Annotated in this window: 27 protein-coding genes; 25 read left to right on the plus strand and 2 right to left on the minus strand. The window is 30.2% G+C overall.

Annotated elements, in window-relative coordinates:
* Positions 1-52 precede the first annotated feature (52 nt).
* From sigK to LL038_RS05720, 25 genes are all read left to right on the plus strand, one after another.
* The gene (sigK, locus tag LL038_RS05600) at positions 53-754 is read left to right on the plus strand and encodes an RNA polymerase sporulation sigma factor SigK (protein WP_253199872.1); all 702 of its coding nucleotides are present in this window, start codon (positions 53-55) and stop codon (positions 752-754) included.
* Positions 755-900: 146 nt separating this feature from the next.
* Complete coding sequence (locus LL038_RS05605; RefSeq protein ID WP_216121516.1) at positions 901-1,956, plus strand: type IV pilus twitching motility protein PilT; 1,056 nt, start codon at positions 901-903, stop codon at positions 1,954-1,956.
* 389 nt (positions 1,957-2,345) lie between these two features.
* Positions 2,346-3,599, plus strand: coding sequence for a cell division protein FtsA (ftsA, locus tag LL038_RS05610; protein ID WP_216121514.1), 1,254 nt, complete (start codon positions 2,346-2,348; stop codon positions 3,597-3,599).
* 15 nt (positions 3,600-3,614) lie between these two features.
* The gene (gene ftsZ / locus LL038_RS05615; RefSeq protein WP_216121512.1) at positions 3,615-4,709 is read left to right on the plus strand and encodes a cell division protein FtsZ; all 1,095 of its coding nucleotides are present in this window, start codon (positions 3,615-3,617) and stop codon (positions 4,707-4,709) included.
* 200 nt (positions 4,710-4,909) lie between these two features.
* A complete protein-coding gene (spoIIGA, locus tag LL038_RS05620) occupies positions 4,910-5,716 on the plus strand; it encodes a sigma-E processing peptidase SpoIIGA (protein ID WP_216121510.1) in 807 nt (268 codons plus the stop codon).
* Between the two features lie 53 nt (positions 5,717-5,769).
* On the plus strand, positions 5,770-6,477 hold the full coding sequence (gene sigE / locus LL038_RS05625; RefSeq protein ID WP_216121508.1) for an RNA polymerase sporulation sigma factor SigE: 708 nt from the start codon (positions 5,770-5,772) through the stop codon (positions 6,475-6,477).
* Between the two features lie 189 nt (positions 6,478-6,666).
* Entirely contained in the window at positions 6,667-6,927 is a 261-nt protein-coding gene (locus tag LL038_RS05630; RefSeq protein WP_216121506.1) for a YlmC/YmxH family sporulation protein, read from the plus strand.
* 79 nt (positions 6,928-7,006) lie between these two features.
* Positions 7,007-7,474 (plus strand): transcriptional regulator NrdR, encoded by a 468-nt coding sequence (gene nrdR, locus LL038_RS05635; protein WP_216121503.1) that lies wholly within the window; start codon positions 7,007-7,009, stop codon positions 7,472-7,474.
* A 49-nt stretch (positions 7,475-7,523) separates the two neighbouring features.
* On the plus strand, positions 7,524-8,240 hold the full coding sequence (gene pgeF, locus LL038_RS05640; protein ID WP_216121502.1) for a peptidoglycan editing factor PgeF: 717 nt from the start codon (positions 7,524-7,526) through the stop codon (positions 8,238-8,240).
* Positions 8,241-8,294: 54 nt separating this feature from the next.
* The gene (locus LL038_RS05645) at positions 8,295-8,990 is read left to right on the plus strand and encodes a response regulator transcription factor (protein ID WP_216121500.1); all 696 of its coding nucleotides are present in this window, start codon (positions 8,295-8,297) and stop codon (positions 8,988-8,990) included.
* Between the two features lie 2 nt (positions 8,991-8,992).
* Entirely contained in the window at positions 8,993-10,696 is a 1,704-nt protein-coding gene (gene pnpS, locus LL038_RS05650; RefSeq protein ID WP_216121497.1) for a two-component system histidine kinase PnpS, read from the plus strand.
* Positions 10,697-10,871: 175 nt separating this feature from the next.
* Complete coding sequence (locus tag LL038_RS05655) at positions 10,872-11,762, plus strand: phosphate ABC transporter substrate-binding protein (protein ID WP_216121495.1); 891 nt, start codon at positions 10,872-10,874, stop codon at positions 11,760-11,762.
* Positions 11,763-11,828: 66 nt separating this feature from the next.
* Positions 11,829-12,740: a phosphate ABC transporter permease subunit PstC gene (pstC, locus tag LL038_RS05660; protein ID WP_216121493.1), complete on the plus strand. Its 912-nt coding sequence runs from the start codon at positions 11,829-11,831 to the stop codon at positions 12,738-12,740.
* On the plus strand, positions 12,740-13,627 hold the full coding sequence (pstA, locus tag LL038_RS05665; RefSeq protein WP_216121491.1) for a phosphate ABC transporter permease PstA: 888 nt from the start codon (positions 12,740-12,742) through the stop codon (positions 13,625-13,627). The genes pstC and pstA overlap by 1 nt, the downstream gene beginning before the upstream one ends.
* Before the next feature lie 12 nt (positions 13,628-13,639).
* The gene (gene pstB / locus LL038_RS05670; protein WP_216121490.1) at positions 13,640-14,392 is read left to right on the plus strand and encodes a phosphate ABC transporter ATP-binding protein PstB; all 753 of its coding nucleotides are present in this window, start codon (positions 13,640-13,642) and stop codon (positions 14,390-14,392) included.
* Between the two features lie 23 nt (positions 14,393-14,415).
* Entirely contained in the window at positions 14,416-15,072 is a 657-nt protein-coding gene (phoU, locus tag LL038_RS05675; RefSeq protein WP_216121489.1) for a phosphate signaling complex protein PhoU, read from the plus strand.
* A 75-nt stretch (positions 15,073-15,147) separates the two neighbouring features.
* A complete protein-coding gene (locus tag LL038_RS05680) occupies positions 15,148-15,972 on the plus strand; it encodes a substrate-binding domain-containing protein (RefSeq protein WP_216121487.1) in 825 nt (274 codons plus the stop codon).
* A gap of 296 nt (positions 15,973-16,268) precedes the next feature.
* On the plus strand, positions 16,269-17,606 hold the full coding sequence (locus tag LL038_RS05685) for a DUF512 domain-containing protein (protein ID WP_216121485.1): 1,338 nt from the start codon (positions 16,269-16,271) through the stop codon (positions 17,604-17,606).
* A complete protein-coding gene (gene der, locus LL038_RS05690) occupies positions 17,606-18,922 on the plus strand; it encodes a ribosome biogenesis GTPase Der (protein ID WP_216121483.1) in 1,317 nt (438 codons plus the stop codon). The genes LL038_RS05685 and der overlap by 1 nt, the downstream gene beginning before the upstream one ends.
* Before the next feature lies 1 nt (position 18,923).
* Positions 18,924-19,916 (plus strand): NAD(P)H-dependent glycerol-3-phosphate dehydrogenase, encoded by a 993-nt coding sequence (locus LL038_RS05695; RefSeq protein ID WP_216121481.1) that lies wholly within the window; start codon positions 18,924-18,926, stop codon positions 19,914-19,916.
* A gap of 170 nt (positions 19,917-20,086) precedes the next feature.
* On the plus strand, positions 20,087-21,565 hold the full coding sequence (gene spoIVA, locus LL038_RS05700) for a stage IV sporulation protein A (protein WP_216121479.1): 1,479 nt from the start codon (positions 20,087-20,089) through the stop codon (positions 21,563-21,565).
* A 186-nt stretch (positions 21,566-21,751) separates the two neighbouring features.
* Positions 21,752-21,955, plus strand: a complete 204-nt coding sequence (locus LL038_RS05705) for a hypothetical protein (RefSeq protein WP_216121477.1) — start codon at positions 21,752-21,754, stop codon at positions 21,953-21,955.
* 90 nt (positions 21,956-22,045) lie between these two features.
* On the plus strand, positions 22,046-23,308 hold the full coding sequence (locus LL038_RS05710; RefSeq protein WP_216121475.1) for a putative DNA modification/repair radical SAM protein: 1,263 nt from the start codon (positions 22,046-22,048) through the stop codon (positions 23,306-23,308).
* Complete coding sequence (locus tag LL038_RS05715; protein WP_216121473.1) at positions 23,301-24,032, plus strand: TIGR03915 family putative DNA repair protein; 732 nt, start codon at positions 23,301-23,303, stop codon at positions 24,030-24,032. Before LL038_RS05710 ends, LL038_RS05715 begins: the two co-directional genes overlap by 8 nt.
* Positions 24,033-24,159: 127 nt before the next feature.
* Positions 24,160-24,525, plus strand: coding sequence for a hypothetical protein (locus LL038_RS05720; protein WP_216121471.1), 366 nt, complete (start codon positions 24,160-24,162; stop codon positions 24,523-24,525).
* A gap of 67 nt (positions 24,526-24,592) precedes the next feature.
* Here LL038_RS05720 and LL038_RS05725 read toward each other — a convergent pair whose 3' ends face one another.
* Positions 24,593-25,768 (minus strand): DUF4317 family protein, encoded by a 1,176-nt coding sequence (locus LL038_RS05725; protein ID WP_216121469.1) that lies wholly within the window; start codon positions 25,766-25,768, stop codon positions 24,593-24,595.
* A gap of 57 nt (positions 25,769-25,825) precedes the next feature.
* Entirely contained in the window at positions 25,826-26,653 is an 828-nt protein-coding gene (nudC, locus tag LL038_RS05730) for an NAD(+) diphosphatase (protein ID WP_253200216.1), read from the minus strand.
* Between the last annotated feature and the right edge of the window lie 8 nt (positions 26,654-26,661).

A 26,661-nucleotide genomic window follows, 5' to 3' on the forward strand; every position in this document is an offset into this window, starting at 1 on the left:
ACAATTCATATTATATTAATAAGCTCTATTAGGAGGAACAGCTGTGTTTTTCATGAATTGTTTATTAGATATGATTGGAAATGTTACATTTTTGACAGCTTATATAACTGGTAGTAGTTCATTCCCTCAACCATTAAGTGAAGAAGAAGAAAAATTTTATTTAATAAAGCTTGGGGAAGGCGATTTACTAGCTAAGGGAATACTTGTTGAACGAAATTTAAGACTAGTAGCACACATAGTAAAAAAATATTCCTATCCTGGAAAAGATGTAGATGACCTCATATCTATTGGAACTGTAGGACTTATTAAAGCCATTGATTCTTTTGATACAAATAAGGGAACAAGGCTTGCTACCTATGCTGCAAGGTGCATAGAAAACGAAATACTTATGCTTATTCGAAATAATAAGAAAACAAAGGGTGAAGTGTATCTGCAAGACCCTATTGGCACAGATAAAGAGGGAAATGAGATATCACTTATGGATGTACTTAGTAGTGATGAAGATTCTATAATTGATATAGTAGAAAGTAAGATACAAATTAAAAAGTTGTATAATAAGATAAACGTAGCTTTAATGGATAGAGAGAAGACAATAATTCAAATGCGTTATGGATTACTTGATGGTAACCCTAGAACTCAAAGAGAAATTGCATTGATACTTGGAATTTCGAGATCATATGTATCAAGAATTGAGAAAAGAGCATTGAAGAAGCTTAATAAAGAATTAAATAGTACGAAAAAAATTGGTAAATAGTTCTAGGAAACTAGAGCAACTATGGTATAATTATAGAATGTACAATTGTAAGTAAAATAAAAATCTTGAATAGTGTAATTTGAAAATTAAAATTAACTATACAAGATTAATATTATGAACTTCACTAAAAAACAGGAGGACAAAAGATGAAATCTCTTAGCGAGTTATTAAAATGGACAATAGAACAAAATGCATCAGATTTACATCTAACAGTTGGATCAGTACCGGTTATTAGAGTTAATGGACATCTAATGCAAGTTGGTGAAGATAAATTAACTCCAGCAAATACTGAAAAATACGCAAGAGAAATATTGGATGATTCATATGAAGAATATTATAATAATGGTGAGATTGATACTTCTTACTCTATTGGAGGACTTGGAAGATTTAGAGTTAATGTTTATAAGCAAAGAGGAAGCGATACTATTGCTGTTAGAGTAGTCGCATTAAAGATACCTACACTTAAACAACTTGAACTTCCAGATGTTGTTCGCGCACTTACCACAAAACAAAGGGGCTTAGTCTTAGTGACTGGGCCTACAGGAAGTGGTAAAAGTACAACACTCGCGGCTATGGTTAACGAAATTAATTCAACTAGAGCATGTAATATTATTACACTTGAGGATCCTATTGAGTATCTGCACAAACACAATAAATCAATTATTAATCAAAGAGAAATTGGAAAAGACAGTAAAAATTATCAAAATGCATTAAGAGCAATCCTTAGAGAAGATCCTGATGTTATATTAGTAGGTGAAATGAGAGATCTTGAAACAATTTCTATAGCTATTACTGCAGCTGAAACTGGACATTTGGTTTTCTCTACACTACACACTATAGGTGCAGCAAAAACAGTAGATAGAATAGTGGATGTATTTCCTCCATATCAACAACAACAAATTAAGGTCCAATTGGCTGCAGTGATGCAGGGAATAATTTCACAGCAATTAATACCTAAGATAACTGAAAAAGGAAGGGTCGCTGCTCTTGAGGTAATGATATCAACCCCAGCAATTCAAAATCTTATTCGTGAGGGTAAAACACATCAATTACAGTCTTGTGTTCAAACCGGCGGGAAATATGGTATGAAAACTATGGATATGTCAATTTCAGATTTATATAAAAGATCGGTTATATCTAAAGATGATGCAATAACTTACTCTGTTGACAATGAAATGATGGTAAGAATGTTAGCACTTTAATTAACAATTTAAATAAGCTAAAAGCAAAGATAAATTATGGCTTTTAGCTTGTTCTATTTCAATTTGAAATTATAATTAATTTTATAAAATTATAAGAAAATATTAACTTGGGAATATTCCCATATAATATAACATTGCATTTTCTATATATTGATATTATACTTAGTGTATGAAAATAAATTATCTTTTAAGTATTATTAGGTTAATATAGTTTACTAAATTGAAATTAAAGTTATAAATATTCAATTATACAATAAAATGTAAAAACTTTTGACCGTATTTAAATTTAGAATAAATTTTTTATTAAAAAAGATAAAAATAGGAGGAAATTTTATTTTCTTGTTGAATATATACACTTGAGGTTTCTCTTACGAGGAGGGATAAACTTAATGAATGAACAGATTGTAGGAATTGATTTAGGGTCATCAAAAATATGTGGAGCAGTTGGTAGAATTAACAGCAATGGAAAACTTCAGATTATAGGCATTACATCAGTTGTATGTAGTGGTTTAAATAAATCAGTTGTAATAGACATAGATAGTACAGCTGAAGCTATTAAGCAATGTGTTATTCAATTGGAACGTATGACAGATACGCAAATTAGTGAAGGATATATATCACTGCCTGGAGGAATTTGCGAATTAGTGAGGAATACTGGCATGATTGCAATATCTTCTGAAGACAGGGAAATCAAACAAAGTGATGTGGATAGAGTAATTGAAGCAGCTAAACTTATTTCAGTTCCGGCCGATAAAGAAATAGTGGGTGTTGAGCCTGAACAATATATTGTTGATGGATATGACAATATTAAAGATCCTAGAGGGATGAGTGGAATAAGACTCGAAGTTGAGGGACAAGTTGTCATGGCGCAATCTACAGCAGTTAGTAATTTATTGAAAAGTGTTAAAAGAGCTGGAATTAAAGTAAATGGTATAGTGCTTCAACCATCAGCAATATCTGAGGCTGTACTTCGAAAAGAAGAGAAAGATATGGGAATAGCACTTGTTGATGTTGGAGCTCAGACTATTGATATATCAATTTATAAGAGTGGAAAATTAAAATATACATCTATTGTTCAATTGGGTGGAGATAACATAACTAATGATATATCAGTTTGTCTTAAAGTTCCTTTTAGTGAAGGTGAAAGATTAAAACTTAAATATGGAAGCCTTATTAAGGGGGCAGAAGTTGATGATGAGAAGATTAGAGTTAAAGATTCTTATAATAATTTAATGGAGATTGATAACAATTTATTAATTGATATAATTTGTGCTAGGGTAGAAGAATTATTACATTTAATTAAAAGAAATTTGTTAAATAGTGGGTTTTATAAGGAAGTTTCAGGAGTAGTAATAGTTGGTGGAGGTATATCTTTGTTTAGAGGCATGAATGATTTAAGTAAAGATATACTTGAAAAATCAGTGAGAGTAGGATCTCCTGAATATGTAGGTGCAGCTAGCCCGATATATGTTACAGCAGTAGGAATAGTGCTTCAGGCTGTTAATAATCTTAAAACTAATACTAGTTCATTTGAAGAGTCAGATGAACAATCGCACGATAATAAATGGTCAAAAAAACAAAATACAAAAGGGAAGAATAAATTAGCGGCAAAAGTTAAAGGCTTTTTTGCGGATTTTTTCTAAAAAGGAGGTATTGTTGTGTTAGATTTTGATGTTGATGTTCAAGAGTTTGCTCAAATTAAAGTAATTGGGTGTGGTGGCGGAGGAAACAATGCTATAAACAGGATGATTATGGAAGGGCTTAAAAACGTAGAGTTTATAGCTATTAACACAGATAAGCAAGCTTTAATTCTTTCTCATGCTGTTCAAAAAATTCAGATTGGTGATAAACTTACTAAGGGACTTGGAGCAGGTGCTAATCCAGAAATTGGTATGAAAGCAGCAGAAGAAAGTAAAGAAGAAATATCCCAAGCAATAAAGGGTGCAGATATGGTGTTTATTACTGCAGGTATGGGTGGTGGTACTGGTACTGGTGCTGCACCTGTGGTCGCAGAAATTGCTAAATCTATGGGGATACTTACTGTAGGAGTTGTTACAAAACCATTTCCGTTTGAGGGCAGGAAAAGAATGATTAATGCTGAAGTAGGAATAAAAACCCTTAAAGAAACAGTAGATACTTTAGTAACAATACCAAATGAAAGATTATTAACTATGGTTGATAAGAAAACTACATTGATGGATTCTTTCAAAATGGCAGATGATGTTTTAAGACAAGGTATACAAGGTATATCTGATTTGATTACAATACCAGGCCTTGTAAATCTGGATTTTGCAGATGTAAGGACAATTATGCTTGCAAAAGGCCTTGCACATATGGGAGTTGGTAGAGCTTCTGGCGATAACAGAGCCCAAGAGGCAGCAAAACAAGCTATCTCAAGCCCATTACTTGAAACATCTATAGTTGGTGCTACGGGTGTACTTTTAAATATTACTGGTGGAATGGACCTTGGATTACTTGAAATTAATGAAGCTGCAGAGATTGTGCAAGGGGCGGCTGATCCAGATGCTAATATTATTTTTGGAGCAGTTATAGATGAAGAGCTAAAAGATGAAATAAGAATAACGGTTATTGCAACTGGTTTTGAAAGTGATAATGTAGTAAAACAAAATAAAATTGTGCAAAAACCTAAAGTAAAAGAAACGGTTATTCCTAACGAAGAAGTTGCGTATACTAAAGATTACGAAGATTCTGATTTAGAAATTCCAGCTTTTTTAAGAAGACAAAATAAATAATAATATAAAATAATAATATAAATTAAATTATAAAGTGCCCTTTGGGCACTTTATTTGCGTTTAGAACAATTATAAATGTATTTACAATAATATGGGAATAAGTGACGCTTTATGAAGGAATAAAAATAGTTGTATGTGGTAAAAAATGACAAAATTCTGATGCTAATAGTTATATAATAATCTTAAAGGAGGAAGAGAGGATGGTAGTATATGTAGATGTTCTTATATTAGTAAATTTTATAGTTAATCTATTCATATTACACGTTACTGTTCAAACGTTAAGAAAAAGAGTAAAGCTTAAGTGGCTATTCATTTCAAGTCTAGTAGGTAGCTTATATGTTATAACAGTATTGTACCCTAGTCTTAAGTGGCTGACATTTTTACCTTTTAAGATATTAATAGTAATTGTTATGATAGTTATTGCATTTCATGAAAAAAGACTTTTATTTAATATTAAAGCTTCATTAATCTTTTTATTATACTCAATTCTTTTAGCTGGGATGTGTTTTTTTATTCAAATGAATAGTAAAAAGGATATGTCATTTGATGTAGTTATAATAAATTTTCCTTATGAAAAGCTGCTACTTTCAGTAATGATCATTTATATAGTTATATATAGGGTCGTAATTTTTGTAGAAGATAGGAAAAAAATATCTACACTTATATACACAGTAGATATAGTAAATAAGAATTATATAAAAACTATTAAAGCATTTTTAGATACTGGAAATGAGCTTCGCGAGCCTGCTTCCAATCTACCGGTATTGATTGTTGAACGGAATATTTTAAGCGAAATTTCCCTGGAAAAAAACAATACATACTTCATTCCTTATACTGTAGTAAATGGAACTAGTGGTAGATTTATTGGATTTAAGCCAGAGTATATTAACATTCATATTAATAAGAAAAATATAGAAACAAAAGATGTAATTGTAGCATTTTGTGAGTATAAATTAAGCAAAGATAATGATTATAATGGGCTTATGTCTAGGGGGATACTCAGTTAATAAGGTTAAAATTAGTAATTGTTTTGAATAATAATATGGATAAGGAGGAAATTATGTTTAATTTTAAAGTAATGTTAAACAAGTTATTTGCTAAATTTAAAATATTTTCAAACAATTTGTTTTATATAGGAGGCAACGATGCGTTACCACCTCCTTTGACTAAGGATGAAGAGGACGAATTGGTAGTTAGACTTGATACCGGGGATAAAAGTGTAAGAGCCACCTTAATCGAGAGGAATTTAAGGCTCGTAGTTTATATAGCAAGGAAGTTTGAAAATACAGGAGTGAATATTGAAGATTTGATTTCAGTAGGAACTATAGGGCTTATTAAAGCGGTTAATACCTTTGATCCTGAAAAAAAAATTAAGCTTGCTACATATGGATCACGATGTATTGAGAATGAAATTCTAATGTATCTTAGGAGAAATAGTAAAATAAAAACTGAAATTTCTCTTTATGAACCTCTAAATGTTGATTGGGATGGTAATGAATTATTGCTTTCTGATATAATTGGAACCGACAATGATGTGGTTTATAATATTATTGAAGAAGATGTAGACAAGCAATTACTTTGGCTTGCGATGCAACGGTTAAATTCACGAGAAAAAGAAATTGTGCAACTAAGATTTGGATTAAATGGAACAACAGAAAAGACACAAAAAGAAGTTGCTGATATACTTGGAATATCACAATCTTATATATCAAGGCTTGAAAAAAGAATAATAAAAAGATTGCAAAAGGAAATTAATAAAATGGTGTAGCGTAATTCTGGATTGGTATTAGGCATATGAAAATAAATAACAAGTCAGTATACTATTATTTTTGACTTATTATTTATTTTCATGTGCCTTATTTAAAAATATAAAATAAAATTCTAATTATAAATATATTCTTAGTGTCTAATGAATATAGATAATATAAAGGTTTAAAACACTCTAGGGGGGAATAAAATGGAAAGCTTAATGTTTGCAATTAACAATTTAAGACAGATGGAAATTATAGATATAAATTCAGGGTCCAAAATGGGATATATTAAAGATTTAAAAGTGGATTGTGATGACTATAAAATCATTTCAATTTTAATGCCAACTCAAAGATCATCTTGGTTTAATAAAAACAATAGTATTGAGATACCATGGGAAAAAGTTAAGAAAGTTGGTGTTGATGTAATTCTTGTAGATGGTAGTGATCTAATTATGGAAAACGAATAATAGACTATTTTAATTTATAAGATAAGTGTATAATGTTAGTATATTTGTTAACTATACTAGTAAAAGGGCGTGAAGACCATTGAAGTGTCCATATTGCAGCTGTGAAGAAAGTAAAGTGGTAGACTCTAGATCAACAGATGACAATATTGCAACTAGACGTCGACGTGAGTGCCTGCGGTGCTTTAAACGATATACTACTTATGAAAAAGTAGAAGATGTGCCTATTTTAGTAATAAAGAAAGATTTTAATAGAGAATATTTTGATAGAACAAAGATATTGAATGGACTTATGAAGGCATGTCAAAAAAGACCAGTTTCAAGAAAACAAATTGAAGGCATTTGTGATGAAGTAGAAAAGCAGTTGAATAATGAAATGCTTACAGAAGTGAAATCTGATTATATAGGAGAACTTATCATGAGCATATTAAAAAATGTAGATGAGGTTTCTTATGTGAGATTTGCTTCAGTTTACAGACAATTTAAAGATATTAATACATTTATGGAAGAGATAAGAAAATTGATGTCTAATGAAAAAAAATGCCCATAGGCATTTTTTTTCATTTCTAAAAAATATGAATTATATAGGGGGTGAACCAATGGAAATAGAAACTTTTAATAACTATAAATTTATAAAATTTAAAATTGATAATGTCGTTATTTTGTTTTCGACAGCAAGTGGTGGACTTAACTTTAACTGCCACACTGATGAAGGATTAGCAAATCTAGAAAAAATAAAAACATATTATAACCTAGAATCTATTGGATATTTAAATCAAATCCATAGTGACTTAGTTTTTGACTTTGATGGTAATATAAAAGATGGAGATGCTTTAATAACAAATAAAAAAAATAGGGCTATAGGTGTTTTTACTGCAGATTGTGTTCCTGTAATTTTGGTAGATACTAGTACAAAGGTTATAGCTGCAATACATAGTGGATGGAAAGGTACAAATTCTTTGATAGTTAGCAAAACTATTGAAAGAATGCAAGAAACTTATGGTTCATTAGCAAAAAATATTAGGGCATATATTGGACCACATATTGGAGGGTGTTGTTATAAGGTTAGCAAGGAACTGATAGAGGAGTTTACTAGTAAAGATATTTATAGTAATATTAAAATAAGTAATAATAATAAATTGGATTTAGAAAAGTGCATTATAGCGCAGCTTAATGCAAAGGGTATAAAAAAAGATAATATTAAAATTACTAGTACATGTACTTCTTGTAGTAAGAAGTATGAATTATATTCGTATAGAAATAGCGAAAATAAGCAAGGGCGGATGTTCTCGTTTGTTTATTTTAAAGACATTTAAGAATAAAATGTAGCAATTTAAGCGATAAACACATAAAAATATGGAGGGATTAACATGGCTGAAGAAAAAGTATTAGTGGTGGATGATGAGGAACATATAAGGGAATTAATCAAATTTAATTTAGAAAAGAATGGGTATAAAGTTATATGTGCTGACAATGGAATAGACGCTGTAAAGCTTGCTAAAGAACAAGCACCACAATTGATGTTATTAGATTTGATGTTGCCTGGAATGGACGGGTTAGATGTATGTAAAGAAATTAGAAAAGATTCAAATATGTCAGGTATGCCGATAATTATGATAACAGCAAAAGGGGAAGAAATAGATAAAATAATAGGACTTGAGCTAGGTGCAGATGATTATATTACAAAACCATTTTCAGTAAGGGAGCTTGTAGCGAGGGTTAAAGCTATTCTTAGGAGAACTACTATGAAGATAGTTGAAAAAACTTTTAAAATTGGTAATCTGGTCATTGATTTTGGTAAACATGAGGTTCTAAAAAGTGAAATAAGAATTGATTTGACTTTAAAGGAGTTTGAATTATTACAAATTTTAATAAAGAATAAAGGTAGGGTTATGACCAGAGATTTTTTACTCGACAAAATATGGGGTTATGAATATGTAGGAGAAACAAGAACTGTAGACGTCCACATAAGGCATTTGAGGCAAAAGATTGAAGAGGATGATAAAAATCCAGTGTACATCCAGACTATTCGTGGTATAGGATACAGATTCAATTTTGGAGAATAATAATGAAAAAGAAATTATTAATATATTTATTAAGTACTGTAATTTTTATATTTGTAGTAGTAACATCATTAATTGTATCTATCTTTAATTATGAATATGAAGAAAATTTAAAAGATAAACTTCAAATAAATAATAATATGATAATTAGTTTATTGCAAAGCAATAATTTAAAAGATCATCAAAAGTTTTTTACGCAGAACTTAAAGAGTTCTGAGCTGAGAGTTACATACATTGATAAAAAGGGTAAGGTTCTTTATGATTCAACTGTAGATGTGAGCACTATGGATAATCACAATGTTAGACAAGAAATAATAAAAGCAAGAAGTAGTGGAACTGGATTCTCAGTTAGATATAGTGCTTCGACTAAGAAGCATATGATGTATTTTGCAACTCAATTTGGTGATGGTTTTATAATTAGAAGTTCTAATCCCCTTAAAATTATAAGTGGGCTAGGTAGTAAATACTTTAAGCTTTACATTTTAGCTATAATTTTTTCGGCTATAATGTCAATTTGGTTTTCTTTAAAACTGTCATATATTATAGTAAGGCCTATTACAGATTTAATTTTTATTACTTCAAGAATTAGTAAGGGTGAATTTCATAGGAGGGTTAGTATATTATCAAATGGTGAAATAGGACAATTAGCCAAAAACTTTAATGAGATGGCAGATAAACTAGAGTCTACATTAAATGAAGTTACTGATAAGCAAAACAGGTTAGAAGCAATTCTACAAAGCATGGATAGTGGAGTCATTGCTGTTGATAGAAAAAATAGAGTTATAATAATTAATCCGTATGCTAAAAAGATATTTGGTATAACAAAAGATATTATAGGGCAAAATCTTTTAGACAATATAAGAAATTTTGAATTAGAAAATATATTACATCAAAGTGATGATAATTACAAAGAAATAAGAATATCTTGGCCAAAAGAAAGAGAACTTAGGATAAAAACTGCAGATATTATTAATGCAAATGATCATATTGGCACTGTCGCTGTTGTCCAAGATATTACTGAAGTAAAAAAACTAGAGAATATGAGAACACAATTTGTTGCTAATGTTTCTCATGAGCTTAAAACACCATTAACATCTATTAAAGGATTTGCTGAAACCTTAAAATACGTTGATGATGTAGAAACAAAAGAAAAGTTTTTAAATATAATTAACGAGGAAGCTGATAGATTAACTAGATTAATTACAGATATTTTAACACTTTCACATATAGAGCAACAAGAAGAAGTAAAGATGGAAAAAATTAATGTTAATAAAATTGTAGAAGATGTGTACAATTTAATGAAAAATACAGCAGATTTAAAAGGGATTCAGTTATCAGTGAAGCAGCAGAATGTTAAAATATTGATAGGTGATGCTGATAGATTTAAACAAATGCTAATTAATTTAGTAGATAATGGTATAAACTATTCAGAATCAGGTAATAGTGTTTGTATAGGAACTGAGAGTAAAACTGATGGATTTATTTTATGGGTACAAGACACTGGGGTTGGAATTGCTAAAGATCAGATTTCACGTCTTTTTGAGAGGTTCTATAGAGTAGATAAGGCTCGCTCTAGATCAAAAGGTGGAACAGGTCTAGGTCTTGCAATTGTTAAGCATATAGTACTAGAATTTAACGGAAAAATATACGTGGAAAGTCAATTAGAAGTTGGAAGCAAATTTATAATAGAAATCCCATATCAAGATTAAAAATAAAGCTACCACATTATAATGCGGTAGCTTTATTTTTATTGAATGTAAAGTTTAATTAACATTAGCTAAACTATAGTTAACTTTAACATAATATAAAGTTAACTTTATGGGTATATTATTATAAGAGTAATGAGTAGCTAAATATGAGTATAAATGAATGGGGGAAATATTAATGAAAAAAAAATATTTGAAATTAATGGTTGCTGCACTAACAGTTGCAATGACAGCAGGGTTTTTTACTGGATGTTCAAGTAAAACTGAAACAGACAAAACTGCTCCTAAATCAACTGCAATATCGGGTTCAATAACTGCAGCAGGATCAACTGCTCTTCAACCTTTAGCAGAACTCGGTGCTAAAAATTTTAAACTTAAAAATCCAGATGCAACAATAAATGTTCAAGGTGGAGGAAGCGGTACTGGACTTAAGCAAGTAGGAGAAGGTAGTGTAGAAATCGGCAATTCAGATATATATGCAAAAGACAAAGAAGGAATTGATGCAGCTGCATTAAAAGATACTAAGGTATGCGTTATAGGATTTGCTGCAGTAACAAATCCAAAAGTCAAAGTTGAATCATTAACAAAAAAACAATTAATAGATATATTTACAGGAAAAATAAAAAACTGGAAAGAAGTTGGCGGAGCTGACATCAAAGTTACTATTATAAATAGACCAAAATCTTCAGGTACTAGAGCAACATTTAAAGAATTTGGATTAGATAAAAAAGAAGAAGCAACTGGTTTAACTCAGGATTCAAGTGGTTCAGTTAAACAAGCGGTTAAACAAACAGACGGAGCAATAAGTTATTTAGCATTATCATATTTTGCTGATGCAACAAACAAAGAAGGTTTAAACATATTAAAAATTGATGGTGTTGAAGCAACTGCAGCAAATATAAGCACAGATAAATACAAAATTTGGTCATACGAGCATATGTATACTAAGGGTGAACCTACAGGAGCAACAAAAGCATATTTAACTTATATGACAAGTGCTGAAATGCATGCATCGATAACAAAATTAGGATACATTCCAATGGCAGATATGAAAGCTAAAAGAGATTAATGCTGATTAAGGTTGGATAAAACCAACCTTTATTTTTCATTAAAATAATTTTTGAGGTAAAATATTATGAAAAAAAATGATAAAAAAGCAATGTTTTTAAAAATTAAGAATGAATATTTGGGACGTGGATTTGCAACATTTTGTGGTGCGATTATAGTAATTCTTACTTTTTCAATAATAATATTTCTAACTAGTAAAGGCTTAAATACATTTATTAAACATGGATACTCAATATTTCATTTTATATTTTCTGGAAATTGGGACCCTGAGGGTAGCGGAGAATCCTCGATTCCTCAATTTGGAACTTTAATATTTATCTTTGGTTCTACAATAGTATCTTTTCTTGCGGTACTAGTAAGTGCGCCAATAGGAGTAGCACTCGCTGTATTTATGAATTTGATTTCACCAAAACTCGGGAAAAAAGTTCTCCAACCTGCCATAGAATTGTTTGTTGGAATCCCATCTGTTGTTTATGGTTGGATAGGTGTAAGTGTATTAGTTCCTTTTATTAAAATTTTTTTTGGAGGAATAGGATTTAGTTTACTTGCTGGAGTACTAGTTATAAGTGTAATGATTTTACCAACAATAACAAGTATTTCATCTGATGCTATAAGAACCATACCAAAAGATTATATAGAAGCATCTTATGGTCTTGGTGCAACAAGGTGGCAAACTATAATTAAAGTGATTATACCTGCAGCTAAAAGTGGAATACTTACAAGTATTGTACTTGGAGTCTCAAGAGCATTTGGGGAGGCACTTGCGGTGCAAATGGTTATAGGAAACTCAGTTACTTTCCCTAAGGGGTTACTTGGAACAACAACTACATTAACAAGTATACTTACTATGGATATGGCAAATACAATAAATGGTACAGCTTGGAATGATGCATTGTGGTCAATAGCATTGCTATTGCTAATAATATCATTTATATTTATAATTATTATTAGAAAAATAGGGAAAAGAGGTGAGCAGTAATGAACGCTAAAGTTAAGGATAAAATTGCAACAATAGTTTTGTATATAGTTTCTGCTTTAGTAATTCTTTTGCTTGTAAGTCTCATTGGATATATAATATATAATGGAAGAGAGTCATTAAATTTAAAGTTTTTATTTGGTGAACCAAAAATTGGTGAAGCTGGTGGAGGAATTGGACCTCAATTATATAATTCATTAAGTTTACTTGTAGTAACACTTATAATTACAGTACCATTAGGTGTAGGAGCTGGAATATATTTAGCGGAATATGCAAAAAAAGGAAAGATACTAAATATTATTAGATTGTGTATTGAAACTATGGCATCATTACCATCTATTGTCGTTGGTTTATTTGGACTTTTAGTTTTTGTTAACATGACGGGATGGGGGTACTCACTTTTTGCTGGAGCTTTAGCCATAACTATAATAAATTTACCAGGACTTACTAGAGTTTGTGAAAATGCTGTTAAAACTGCGTCAGAAGGTGTTAAAGAAGCTAGTCTAGGATTAGGTGCTACTAGGTGGCAGACTATTAAAAACGTCGTATTACCATCTGCAATGCCTCAAATTTTAACTGGTGTAATACTCGCCGCCGGTAGAATATTTGGAGAGGCAGCAGCGTTACTATATACTGCAGGTATGAGTGCACCAACTGTAGATTTTGCTAATTTTGCAGTGAACAATAAGGATTCAGCTTATAGCTTATTTAGGCCTGCTGAAACTTTAGCTGTTTATATATGGAAACTTAATTCTGAAGGAATGGTACCAGATGCTACTAAGATAGCTAATGGAGCCTCTGCCGTTTTAATAATAGCAGTGCTAATATTCAATGTATCTGCAAGAATAATCGGGAAAAAATTATATGAATCTCATGCAGGTAGTAAATAAGGAGGTAACAATATGGGAATAATTACAGCAAAGAATTTAAATCTATATTATGGAAATACGCAAGCGTTAAAGAATGTAAATATCGATATAGAAAAAAATTCGGTTACTGCACTTATAGGACCATCAGGGTGTGGTAAATCAACATTTTTGCGCACTATTAATAGAATGAATGATTTAATAGATTCTGTTAAAATAGATGGAGAAATATTATATGAAAATGAAAATATATACGGTCAAGACTATGATGTTATAGATTTAAGGAAAAAAGTTGGAATGGTATTTCAAAAGGCTAACCCATTTCCTATGTCAATATATGAAAACATTGCTTATGGTCCCAAAATACATGGGATAAAGAATAAGAAATTGCTTGATGAAATTGTAGAGAAAAGTCTTAAGGGGGCTGTGCTTTGGGACGAAGTAAAAGATAGACTTAAAAAGAGTGCACTTGGATTATCTGGTGGACAACAGCAGCGTCTATGTATTGCAAGAACTTTGGCCGTAGAACCTGAGGTTCTTCTTATGGATGAGCCAACTTCTGCATTAGATCCTATTTCAACTTTAAAGATTGAAGAACTAATGGATGTCCTTAAGAAAAAGTATACAGTTATCATTGTTACACATAATATGCAACAAGCTGGTAGAATTTCTGACTTTACAGCATTTTTCTTGAATGGAGAAATTGTTGAAAGCGGGAAAACGGAAGAAATATTTTATAAACCTAAAGATAAAAGAACAGAGGATTATATTACAGGAAGATTCGGCTAAAATAAAGCGAGGAAGGTGATAATATGGCAAGAAAAGTATTCGAAGCAAATCTTCAAGAGCTCCATAATGATTTAATTAGAATGGGAAGCATTGTAGAAAAACAAATTTATGACTGTATCGATGCATTAGTTACTCATGACATTGAGAAAGCTCAAAAAATAATGGAAGATGATGATATCGTTGATGTTATGGAGAGAGAAATAGAAGATAAAGCAATAAGGTTAATTGCTATGCAGCAACCTTTAGCAATAGATTTAAGAAATATTTTCACTACAACAAAAATAGTAACGGATCTTGAAAGAATGGCTGATTATGCTGTTGATGTTGCTAAAATTACAGTAAGATTGAAAGATGAAAAGTATATAAAACAACTTGTTGATATACCTAGAATGGCAGAAATCGTGGTTCTTATGATAAGAGATTCTTTGGATGCATATGTATCAGGTGATATTGAAAAGGCCTATGCTGTATGCAAACGAGATGATGAAGTAGATGATATATATAAAGAAGTGTTTGGTGAACTTCTAAGAATAATGTTTGAAAATCAAAAGACTGTAAATCAAGCTACTCAATTTTTATTTATTTGTAAATGGTTAGAAAGAATTGCTGATCATACAACAAACATATGTGAATGGACAATTTATTTAGTTACAGGTGAAAAAGTTAATTTAAATGAATAAATTTTAGAGAAATCACAAAAACTATAATATAAATGAATAGACTTATATTTAAAATATTATAGTGGAGTAGTGATTATGAAGAACAAAAAATTCAAAAATTTTTTTATGTTTTGTTGTATTATTTTGATTATGGTAAGTATAGGATGTAAAAAAGATGTTGGAAACAAATCAAAGGGATCAAAAAATATTAATATAATTTGTGAAGATACAGTTTTCCCAATGGTAAGTGACTTAGTACATGATTATAATTTAAATAATGAGACTACAATAACTGTGAGATCTGAAGATAGGGAAAGTGCCTTTAATAAATTATATAATTCTGAGGCTGATGTATTGATAGGATATGTGCAGCCCATTAGTGATAAAATCAAGGCTGAGATGTTAGCATATGATGGTATAGGAATCATTGTTAATCCTAGTAATAATGTAAATGGTATTTCAATTCAGGAATTAAAAAAAATCTATATTGGTAGAATAGCAAATTGGAAAGGACTAAATGGTGAATCAAATACAATAATACCAGTAGCATTTAAGGAAAAATTAAATTCAATTCAGCAAGAATTTAATTTGAAAATAAAAGATACTCCTATAAAAGAAGAAATGAGCAAAAGTACTCAGTACGTATCAAGTATGGAAGAAATGAAAACTTTTATTGCTCAAAATAAAAATTCTATAGGTTTTATACCAGGACAATGGTATAATAAAGAAAGTAAGTTTTTAAAATTAAGTGGTGTAGAAATTACTATATCAAATTTAAAAAATAATCTTTATTTTTTAAGATTTCCAATAAAAATGTATCATTCGGAGAAAAAAGAAGAGAGTTTAAAGGATCTTTTTCAGTATTTTAAAAGTGAAGACGGCAAGAAAATCATAAGAAAATATTGCATAGAAGCATTTTAATACCTCCTTCTTAGGAGGTATTTTTATTCTGTATTAAATTATATTATAGTTTGAATTATTTACTTTGAAGTGTCGAAAAAACCTGTAAATAAGCGAAATATGTTATTTATCTTCATTTAAAGACAAATGCCGTTGACTTAGGGATATAATTCATGTAATATAACTTAATGGAATGCTATAATTTATTGTATAACTAATTTCTTATTATATTAAGAACATATTTAGTCTTAATATAGTAATTCTAATTCCTCATAAAACCTTTTATTTAAAAGGTTATTGTAAAACAGGAGGTTAAAATGAAAAACCAAATAGCGAAAATACTTCCAGGGAGTATTGCAGAAGAAATTGAGCTTGAAGTAGGAGATAGATTAATTAGTATAAATGGCAATAAGGTAATAGATATTATAGATTACAAATTTTTAATTACAGATGAACTTCTTATCATTGAAATTGAAAAGGTAGATGGTGAGATTATTGAAATCGAATTTGAAAAAGACTATGATGAAGATTTGGGAATCCAATTTGTTGATGCCATTTTGGATAGGCCAAAGAGCTGTCATAATAAATGTATATTCTGTTTTATTGATCAATTACCTGGTGGAATGAGAGATACCTTATATTTCAAAGATGATGATTCAAGATTATCGTTTTTTCAAGGTAATTTTGTAACATTAACTAATATGAAAGAAGAGGAAATTGATAGAATTATTAGATATAAGATAAGCCCTATTAATGTGTCAGTTCATACTACGGATGTTGAGCTTAGAAAGATAATGCTAAACAATAAATTTGCTGGAAATGTGTATGATAGATTGAAGAGGCTAGCAAAAGCTGGCATTAAAATTAATTGTCAAGTAGTAGCATGCCCTGGCATCAACAATGGTGTAGAACTTATAAAAACTATCGAAGATTTGTATAAGCTTTATCCGAGTATTGAAAATCTAGCGGTTGTACCAGTTGGAGTAACAAAGTATAGAGAAGGCCTGTTTAATTTAACATTGTATGACCAAAAGACTGCAGCAGAGGAAATAGAGAGTGTTAAAGAATTACAAGAAAAATACATTAGAGAAATAGATTCACCTTTTATTAGATTGTCTGATGAATTCTATGTTGTAGCGAATATCGATGTTCCTTGCGAGAAGTTCTATGATGGTTATTCTCAACTCGAAGATGGCATTGGTATGATAAGACTACTTAGAAGCGTTATTGACGAAGATATAGTAAAACTAAATCTTAATAATGAAGGAAGTTTTACATTTATAACAGGTCATTCAGCTTACGCAGAAATATTAAAGGTAGCTGGGAAAATAACTGCATGTAATAACAAAATAAATATTGACGTAAAAGAGATAGCAAATGTTTTTTTTGGCGAAACTATTACAGTAGCAGGTCTTTTAACAGGAAATGACATAATTAAGCAACTGACAGGTGAAAAACTCGGTGAATATTTAATACTTCCAAGTAATATGTTCAAAAGTGGATATGAACTAGGAAGTAACGAGCAACGAATTTTCTTGGATAATATTACAGTAAGTGATCTAGAAAAAAGCTTAAATACAAAAGTTTTAATATGTGATTATTCAGGAGAAGATTTAATAAATATAATAAACCAAAATAGTCGGGAGGCAAAGTAATGGCAAAACCAATAGTAGCAATAGTAGGAAGACCCAATGTAGGTAAATCTACATTATTTAATAAATTAGCAGGTAAGAGAATATCAATAGTTGAAGATACACCAGGGGTAACAAGAGACAGAGTGTATGCGGATGCAGATTGGTTAAGACATAATTTTACAATAATTGATACAGGTGGTATAGAAGTTGAAAGTCAAGATATCATTTTAGCTCAAATGAGAAGACAGGCACAAATAGCTATAGAAACAGCAGATGTTATAATTTTTATAGTAGATGGTAAACAAGGACTTACAGGTTCAGATTATGAAGTTGCACAAATGTTAAGAAAAAGTAAAAAGCCAATAGTACTTGTAGTAAACAAAATAGATCATCTAGAACTAGAAGCAAATGCTTTTGAATTCTATAATTTAGGAATAGGTACACCAGTAGCTATTTCAGCAACTCAAGGTCTTGGACTTGGAGATATGTTAGATGAAGTAGTAGTACATTTTGATAGTGTTTATTCAAATACAGAAGATGCAGAATATATTCAAGTTGCAGTGGTAGGTAAACCTAATGTTGGTAAATCATCCCTCATAAATAGAATGCTTGGAGAAGAAAGAAATATAGTAACTGATATAGCAGGTACTACAAGAGATGCTATAGATAGTAAACTAGAAACTGCAGAAGGAAAGTTCGTTCTTATAGATACAGCAGGAATAAGAAGAAAAAGTAAAGTAGAAGAGGGTATTGAAAGGTATAGTGTTATCAGGTCACTTGCTGCTGTTGAGAGAGCTGATGTTGTTATACTTATGCTAACGGCTACTGAAGAATTAAGTGATCAAGATGAGAAAATTATAGGGTATGCTCATGAAATGAAAAAAGCAATTTTAGTTATAGTAAACAAATGGGATTTAATAGAAAAGGATACTAAAACTATGCTTGAGTTTAAACAAAGAATTCAAGCAGGCTTAAACTTTATGGCTTATGCACCATATTTATTTATATCTGCAAAAACAGGTCAAAGAGTACATAAGGTATTATCATCAATAAAAGAATGTTATGATAATTATTCAAAAAGAATTGCTACAGGTATATTAAATGAGGTTATAAATAAAGCTGTACTCATGAATGAACCTCCAACAGTAGCAAACAAGAGATTGAAAATATTTTATGTTACTCAAGTAGATTCTAAACCACCAACATTTGTATTCTTTGTAAATAATCCTAATTTACTACATTTTTCTTATCAAAGATATTTAGAAAATCAATTGAGAAATAGTTTTGAGTTTAGTGGAACGGGTATAAAACTTATATTCAGAGAAAGGAAAGAATAAAATGTTAAAAGTTGCTTTTTTAGGTGGAGGTAGTTTTGGTACTGCATTATCAATAATGCTTGCGAAAAAAGGAACTAGCGTTAACATCTGGGATAGGAAACTAAGTGTTATTAATGATATCAACATAAAAAGGGAAAACATTAAATACTTACCAAATATTACGGTGCCCTCAGGAATAACAGCATTTATTGACATAGAAGAGGTTATAAATGATACAGATATAATTGTGTTATCAGTTCCATCACATGTTATAAGAAATATATGTAAGATGATAACACCATATTTAAAACAAAACCAAATTATTGTTAGTATTGCAAAAGGAATAGAAGAGGGTTCATTAAAAAGAATTTCAGAGGTTATAGAGGAAGAAATTCCAAGTAATCCAATTGTAATACTTTCAGGGCCCAGCCATGCAGAAGAGGTTGCTTTAGATATACCTACAACTGTAGTAGTCACATCTAAACAAATGGAATATGCAATGATTGTTCAAGATGTTTTTATGACTAATAAATTTAGAGTTTATACTAATGAAGACATTATAGGAGTAGAAATTGGTGGAGCAGTTAAAAACATTATTGCATTAGCAGCTGGAATATCTGATGGTATAGGCTATGGAGATAATGCTAAGGCAGCCCTTATGACAAGGGGCATGAATGAAATTATAAGGATAGGAACTAGGCTTGGCGGTAGAATTGAAACATTTTATGGATTAACAGGTATGGGTGATCTTATAGTAACTTGTACTAGTGTGCATAGTCGAAATAGAAAAGCTGGCATTCTAATTGGAAAAGGTGTTCTAGTGGAGAAGGCGTGCAATGATATAGGAATGGTAGTTGAGGGTATAAAAGCTATACGAGCTTTTTATGAACTTAAAGAAAAAGAAAAAGTTTCTATGCCTATAACAGACGTATTATATAAAGTACTATTCGAAGGTAAAGATCCTAAATATGGAGTATATGAATTAATGTCAAGAAATAAAAAAAGTGAATTTTAATTATACAAGTTACTAAATATAATTAACCTAAAAATCATTATAAAAAATCCAATTTTTATTAAGAAATTAATAAAAATTGGATTTTTTTATATTTTTTTAATCAATAGTAATAATCTGATGAAATCTAAAGTATATTTATATTGATAATAATAAGTATTGGGAGGTATATATTGGATAATTTTGATATATATAAAGATATAGCAGAAAGAACACAAGGAGATATTTATGTAGGTGTTGTAGGTCCTGTAAGAACTGGCAAATCAACATTTATAAAAAGGTTTATGGAGCTTATGGTAATTCCAAACATAGACAATCCGCATAAAAAAGAAAGAGCAAAAGATGAACTTCCTCAAAGTGGTTCAGGTAAATCAATTCATACTACGGAACCTAAATTTGTGCCAAATGAAGCAGTTGAAATTGAGTTTGAGGGTGGTACTAAATTTAAAGTTAGAATGGTTGATTGTGTTGGCTATATTGTTAAGGGAGCGCTCGGATATGCTGAAGGGGAAGTTCCTAAAATGGTTAATACTCCTTGGTATGATCATGAAATTCCATTTGAGGAAGCAGCAGAGATTGGAACAAAAAAAGTAATAAACGAACATTCAACTATTGGACTTTTAATTACAACTGATGGTTCTATAACTGGAATAGAAAGAAATGAATACTTAGAAGCAGAAGGAAGGGTAGTTGATGAGCTTAAATCAATCAATAAACCTTTTATAATGGTATTAAATTCTAGTAACGCAGCTGCACCTGAAACATTAGCTTTAGGAAGAGAGCTAGAAGAAAAATATGATGTTCCAGTTCAGGTTATGGATGTTATAAATATGAATGAAGAGGATATTTCTAATATATTTCAAAGGGTTCTTAAAGAATTCCCAGTTAAGGAAATTAACATAGATATGCCAGAATGGATTGAAAACCTAAGTTCTAAACATTGGGTTAAAGTAAATTTTATGAAAGTTTTGAAAGATATGTGCAAGGATATTTTCAAAGTTCGCGATATAACTAAATCTTTACTCAGTTTTAAAGAAGTTGATTTTTTAGAAGCAGCAAACCTTGATGAAGTAAATATGGGTGAAGGGACTGCTAGAGTTAAAATAATTCCTAAACATGAACTGTTTTATAAAATACTCGGTGAAACCTGTGATTGTGAAATTAAAGGTGAAAATGATTTATTAACATTAATGGGAGAATTCTCAAGAGCAAAAGTTGAATATGATAAAATTGCAGATGCATTAAAAGATGTTCGTGAAAAAGGTTATGGATTAGTAGCACCACAGCTTTCAGAAATGACATTAGAAGAACCTGAAATTGTTCAACATGGAGGTAGATACGGAGTCAAATTAAAGGCATCAGCGCCATCACTTCACTTTATTAAGGCAGATATACAAACAGAAATATCACCTATTATGGGTACTGAAAAGCAAAGTGAAGATTTCTATAAATCTATTTTAGATCAATTTGAAAATGATAAATCACAAATTTGGCAGAGCAATATGTTTGGCAAGTCCTTAGAAGTATTAGTTAAAGAGGGGCTTCAAAATAAATTGTTTAAAATGCCCGATGATGTTCAAGTGAAAATTCAAAAGACGCTACAAAGAATTATAAATGAGGGTAATGGTAGCTTAATATGTATTATTTTATAAATTAATCTAGAATATATAAAAAGTCTGTATCCGTAATGGTTGCAGACTTTTAATATTATGCTTTAGGTAAGAAAACTTATCCATATATAATTACTATATATCTGCTATGGATTTAGTGTACAATAAGGTAAAGACAATACTAATTTATTTTTAAATATGAATTACAAGTTAATCGGAGGTTTGGAAATGTTAAATGGAGAACTTAAAGAAAGTTTGAGTAGAGAAGGGATACATAGTGATGCAATAAAAGCATTAGATGAAAAGGGAAAATGTTTATTTGATATAAACAGTACAAGAGACGTCTGCTTTGAATTAATTGACGCTGGTGTTAAGTTTAGTTGTGAACAAAGTGTTTTGGATGATGGATTGTATTTAATAAAAATATTATAATACGTGTGAAAGTTAAAATTCCAACAAATAACTCTTTTAATTTAGAATAAAACATGATAAAATGAGAACAAATGTTTGTGGGGTGATATAATGGACGTAATGAAAAAACTTGAGATATTATCGAATTCAGCAAAGTATGACGCTTCTTGTTCTTCAAGTGGTTCTAATAGAAAGAATACAAAAGATGGAATAGGGAATGCAGCAAACTCTGGTATTTGTCATTCATGGTCACAAGACGGTAGATGTATTTCATTACTTAAAATTTTGTACAGTAATAAATGTATATATGATTGTAAATATTGTATTAATCGCTCTAGTAACGAATTAGAGCGGACAAGCTTTACGCCTAAAGAAATAGTAGATCTAACTATAAATTTTTATAGAAGAAATTATATTGAAGGACTATTCCTTAGTTCTGGTGTAGAAAGAAGTCCGGATTACACTATGGAAAATTTAGTGAAAATAATAAAAGACTTACGATTGGTCCACAAATTTAATGGTTATATTCACGTAAAAGCTATCCCAGGAGCTGATCCAAAACTTATTTATGAAGCAGGACTATATGCTGATAGGATGAGTGTAAATATTGAGCTTCCTTCCGAGAAAAGCTTAAAGCTTCTAGCACCGCAAAAAAATAAAGCAGATATATTAAAACCTATGAGTCTTATTAAACATAGTATAATAGAGTCAACCGAATATAAAAAGAAAGGTTTTAACGTACCTAAATTTACACCAGGTGGGCAGAGTACTCAGATAATGGTTGGAGCAACTAATGAGAGCGATTTGAGCGTCATTAGCCTTACAGAAGGGTTATATAACACTTTTGGGCTTAAGAGAGTGTATTATTCTGCTTATGTGCCAGTTATGCAGCATGCAAATCTACCAGCGATTCAAACAACACCTCCATTGCTCAAAGAACATAGAATGTATCAGGCAGATTGGCTTTTAAGACACTACGGATTTAAAGCAAATGAATTATTAGATAAAGTAAATCCTAACTTTGATATAGATTTAGATCCTAAAGCGTTTTGGGCATTAAACAATTTGGATAAATTTCCAGTTGAAGTAAATAACGCTGCTTATGAGACTCTTCTTAGAGTACCTGGAATAGGAGTAACATCTGCCTTAAGAATTGTAAGAGCAAGAAGACTTTGTAATCTTTCCTATAATAGCTTGAAAAAACTAGGAATAGTACTTAAAAGAGCTAGGTTCTTTATAACGTGTAGCGGGAAATTTTATGGGGACACGAGTATGGAGCGATTAACCCTTAAGAATTATCTATTAGATCATGAAAGTTTTGATAAGCCACAACAAATAAGCTTATTTAATTTAAGGAGTGATTTATTTGCTTAGATACATTTATGATGGTACATTTGATGGATTCTTATCCGTTATATATAATTGTTATTATAATAAAATGCCTGAGTGCATAGAGAGGGATGATAGGTATACATCCAATTTGTTATTTGATGATAATATTATAATAAGTGATCTAGTTAAATCCAATAAAGTATCAAAAGCCATAGCTCATAAAATATCAACAGATACATTAATTCATGTGTATCAATCCTTTTTATCAGAGGCCGAGGGCATAGAATTAAAATTGCTTAAATATATACAATTAGGATTCAAGATGGGAAGTATTGTTAATGATTATATGGTAAATGAATTCGTAAATGAAATACAAAAATATTCTAGAAAGGTTGGGGTTGAAGCTCACAAATTTTTAGGACTAGTTAGATTTCAGGAATTTAATGGCATACTATATGCAGCAATAGAACCAACGTATAATATTTCAGAGCTAATTGCTAATCATTTTAAGGAAAGGCTTACCAACGAAAAGTGGATAATTCATGATGTTAAAAGAAAATTTGGTATAGTTTATGAGAATAACGAATGGATACTTAGGGATCTTAAATTCGAGAAATTAGAAAGTCATGAAGAGGAAGAGTTATTTTATCAAAATTTATGGAAGGTATTCCATAAAAGTGTTTCAATAAAAGAAAGAAATAATGAAAGATTACAAATGAAAAATATGCCTAAAAAGTATTGGAATAATCTAATTGAGATGGAATAATACTTTGGGAATATCATGACACTTTTCTTATATTTTACTGATTCTTTAAAAAATGCCCTAAATCGTGATATAATAGATATGAGTATATTTACTAAATTACTGTTAGTTAAAGGAAGGAACGATTATTATGAAGAAATCACAAGAATACATACAGGTTGAAAGTCCTATTATAAGTATGGAAAAAAGAAAAAAGATGATGGAAATAATTTATAAAACACTAGAAGACCTAGGAGCTATTAGTAAGGAAACAGCAAAAACTAGTAAGGAGATACACAATTGTATTCCTGATGAGCCGACTGTTAAAGACATAGATACTGGGAAAAAGATTAAGAAAGTGCAATTGAATACACCTTCATTTATAGGTTCACTTTCAGGCGTTATGTCTAAAGCAAAAATAATAGGAAAAGTGTATAGTGTAGAAAAACAAGAAACTACATGGTACATTAGGGGTAATAAAAACAAGATTGATGATATAGACCCTAGAGATATGTAATTTAAATAACTTATATAAATAAAAATAAGTCTTATAATCTAAGACTTATTTTTATTTGTTAAATTTATTAAAATTCTTCAGTTTCTAATTTAAATCCTTCTATAACTATGTCATCCTCAATCTCAATAAGTAGACATCTTCTACCATCCTTGTTTCTTACCTGTTTAATCGAGTTAAGATCTTTTGGAGTTAAAGTGATATTTGCGATTTCACTAGTAATTTTAATTGATTTAGAATTAAATTCTGGTACAATATTATTTATCTTAAAATCATACTTACTACCGCAAGTCTCTTCAAATGCCGTGTCTATATCAGAGATGATCTCTGCGCCACAATTACTAAGAATATTTTTTACATCTATAACTCCAAGGATTGGAGTTTCGCCATCGTAAGCTTGCTCTGCTAACTCATGTATATTAGCATAGATATCTTGCATAAGTTCTGGTTTTATTTTATCTCCAATTATAGATTTTAATATATCACCAAAGCAATTTTTTTCATCTTCAGCAGTAAATTTGAAACCACAGTTAAGAACATTTTCTATAAAAGCTGAATTTAATTCCTTAGGCTTTGAAGCATAATATAAACACTTATTAAAGTCTGAATAACCGCAACTAAGGCTAGGGAACATAAACCCTTCGAGTGGAGCATTAAGATTAATAACTGAATCTAGAACTGAATTTGCTTTAAATTCTTTATCAGTATAATCGAATTTTAGCGTTCTCTTTGGAATGTCTATTTTATTAACACTGGATAAAATAAAATTAAAAGCCTTCATTGAATCTTGGATACTTTCATCTGCGTCCATATTCTTATGACTTGACCCTATATAGTACTCAGCTTTTATAAATGTCACAACAACATCCGTTTCATATTTATAATTAGCTGCAATTTTATTAATGATTATATTAATATTACTTTCTATTTCATCTTTAGTATTTGATTTTAAGGCGTTTGTTAAAAATTTCTGAGTGTTATCCTCATCTTCGATATTTTGAAAATCTAATTCAAATATCTTAGTATCAAGTGCACCTGTAAGAACTTTCTTAAAATTTCCTAGAAATAGTTCTCTTTTATCAACATCCATTCTATCAAAGTAATCAAACTCTGAATGGATAATAGGTTCATAATCAATTTGTACATTATCCTTTTTTAGATAAACGCTATAAATCTCCTCAATTTTTATCATACCATTGTCTAATTTAAATTCTTTTCTTATATCTGCTAATTCTTTTTTATTCATAATTAACCTCTTTTCGTTGTTATTGTATATTAAATTATCTCCTGGGTCGTTGCTTAATTAATAATTTTCTACAAACCAATCAATTAATTTTTTAGCTATACTTATACTGTCTGGTGTTATAGGCATATCACTTGGACTATACCAATTAGCATGACCTATTTCTTCTCCATCCACTTGTATTTCTCCACTTGCATATTCGGCAGTGAATCCAATCATTATAGAATTTGGGAAAGGCCAAGGTTGATTCCCAAAATAGCTAATGTTCTTTACAGTAATTCCTGTTTCTTCCTCTACCTCCCGAACAACACAATCCTCAAAGGTTTCTCCAACCTCTAAAAATCCAGAAACTACACTATATAAATCTTTAGGAAACTGAAGGTTATGAGCAAGAAGTAATTTTCCGTCACGTACAACAGCTACAATTATGGCTGGCGATATTCTAGGATAATTTGAGAGGCCACATTTTGGACATTTTTTAGCCCTTTCTCCGTTCACTTTTTGAGTTAATGTGCCACATCTCCCACAATATACATGATCATTATTCCAATTTACTACTTGAACAGCCCTACCTCCAATCCAAAACATATCTTCTGGTAGCTTATGAGTTAAAGATTTAAGGTTCATACAAAACATAACATTTGGAATAAGAACGTCTTCACTTATTTCCCCACAGTAACAATTTATTCCATTTTCAGAACCCAAGAATTGAACATTATGCATTTCTAAATTTTCTAATTCATTAATAGTTGGTATACTTGCTATATTATTTTCTAATTTCACTAGTAATTTATCATTGCAAAACAGAAAATATAAATCCATATTCGTTTTAGGCAAAACTGCAACTACTCCAGGTATATAATTTGTGTTATTTGCATTGTTACACATTAATATCA

This window comes from Clostridium estertheticum, assembly GCF_026650985.1.
GTDB classification, from domain to species: Bacteria; Bacillota; Clostridia; order Clostridiales; family Clostridiaceae; genus Clostridium_AD; species Clostridium_AD estertheticum_C.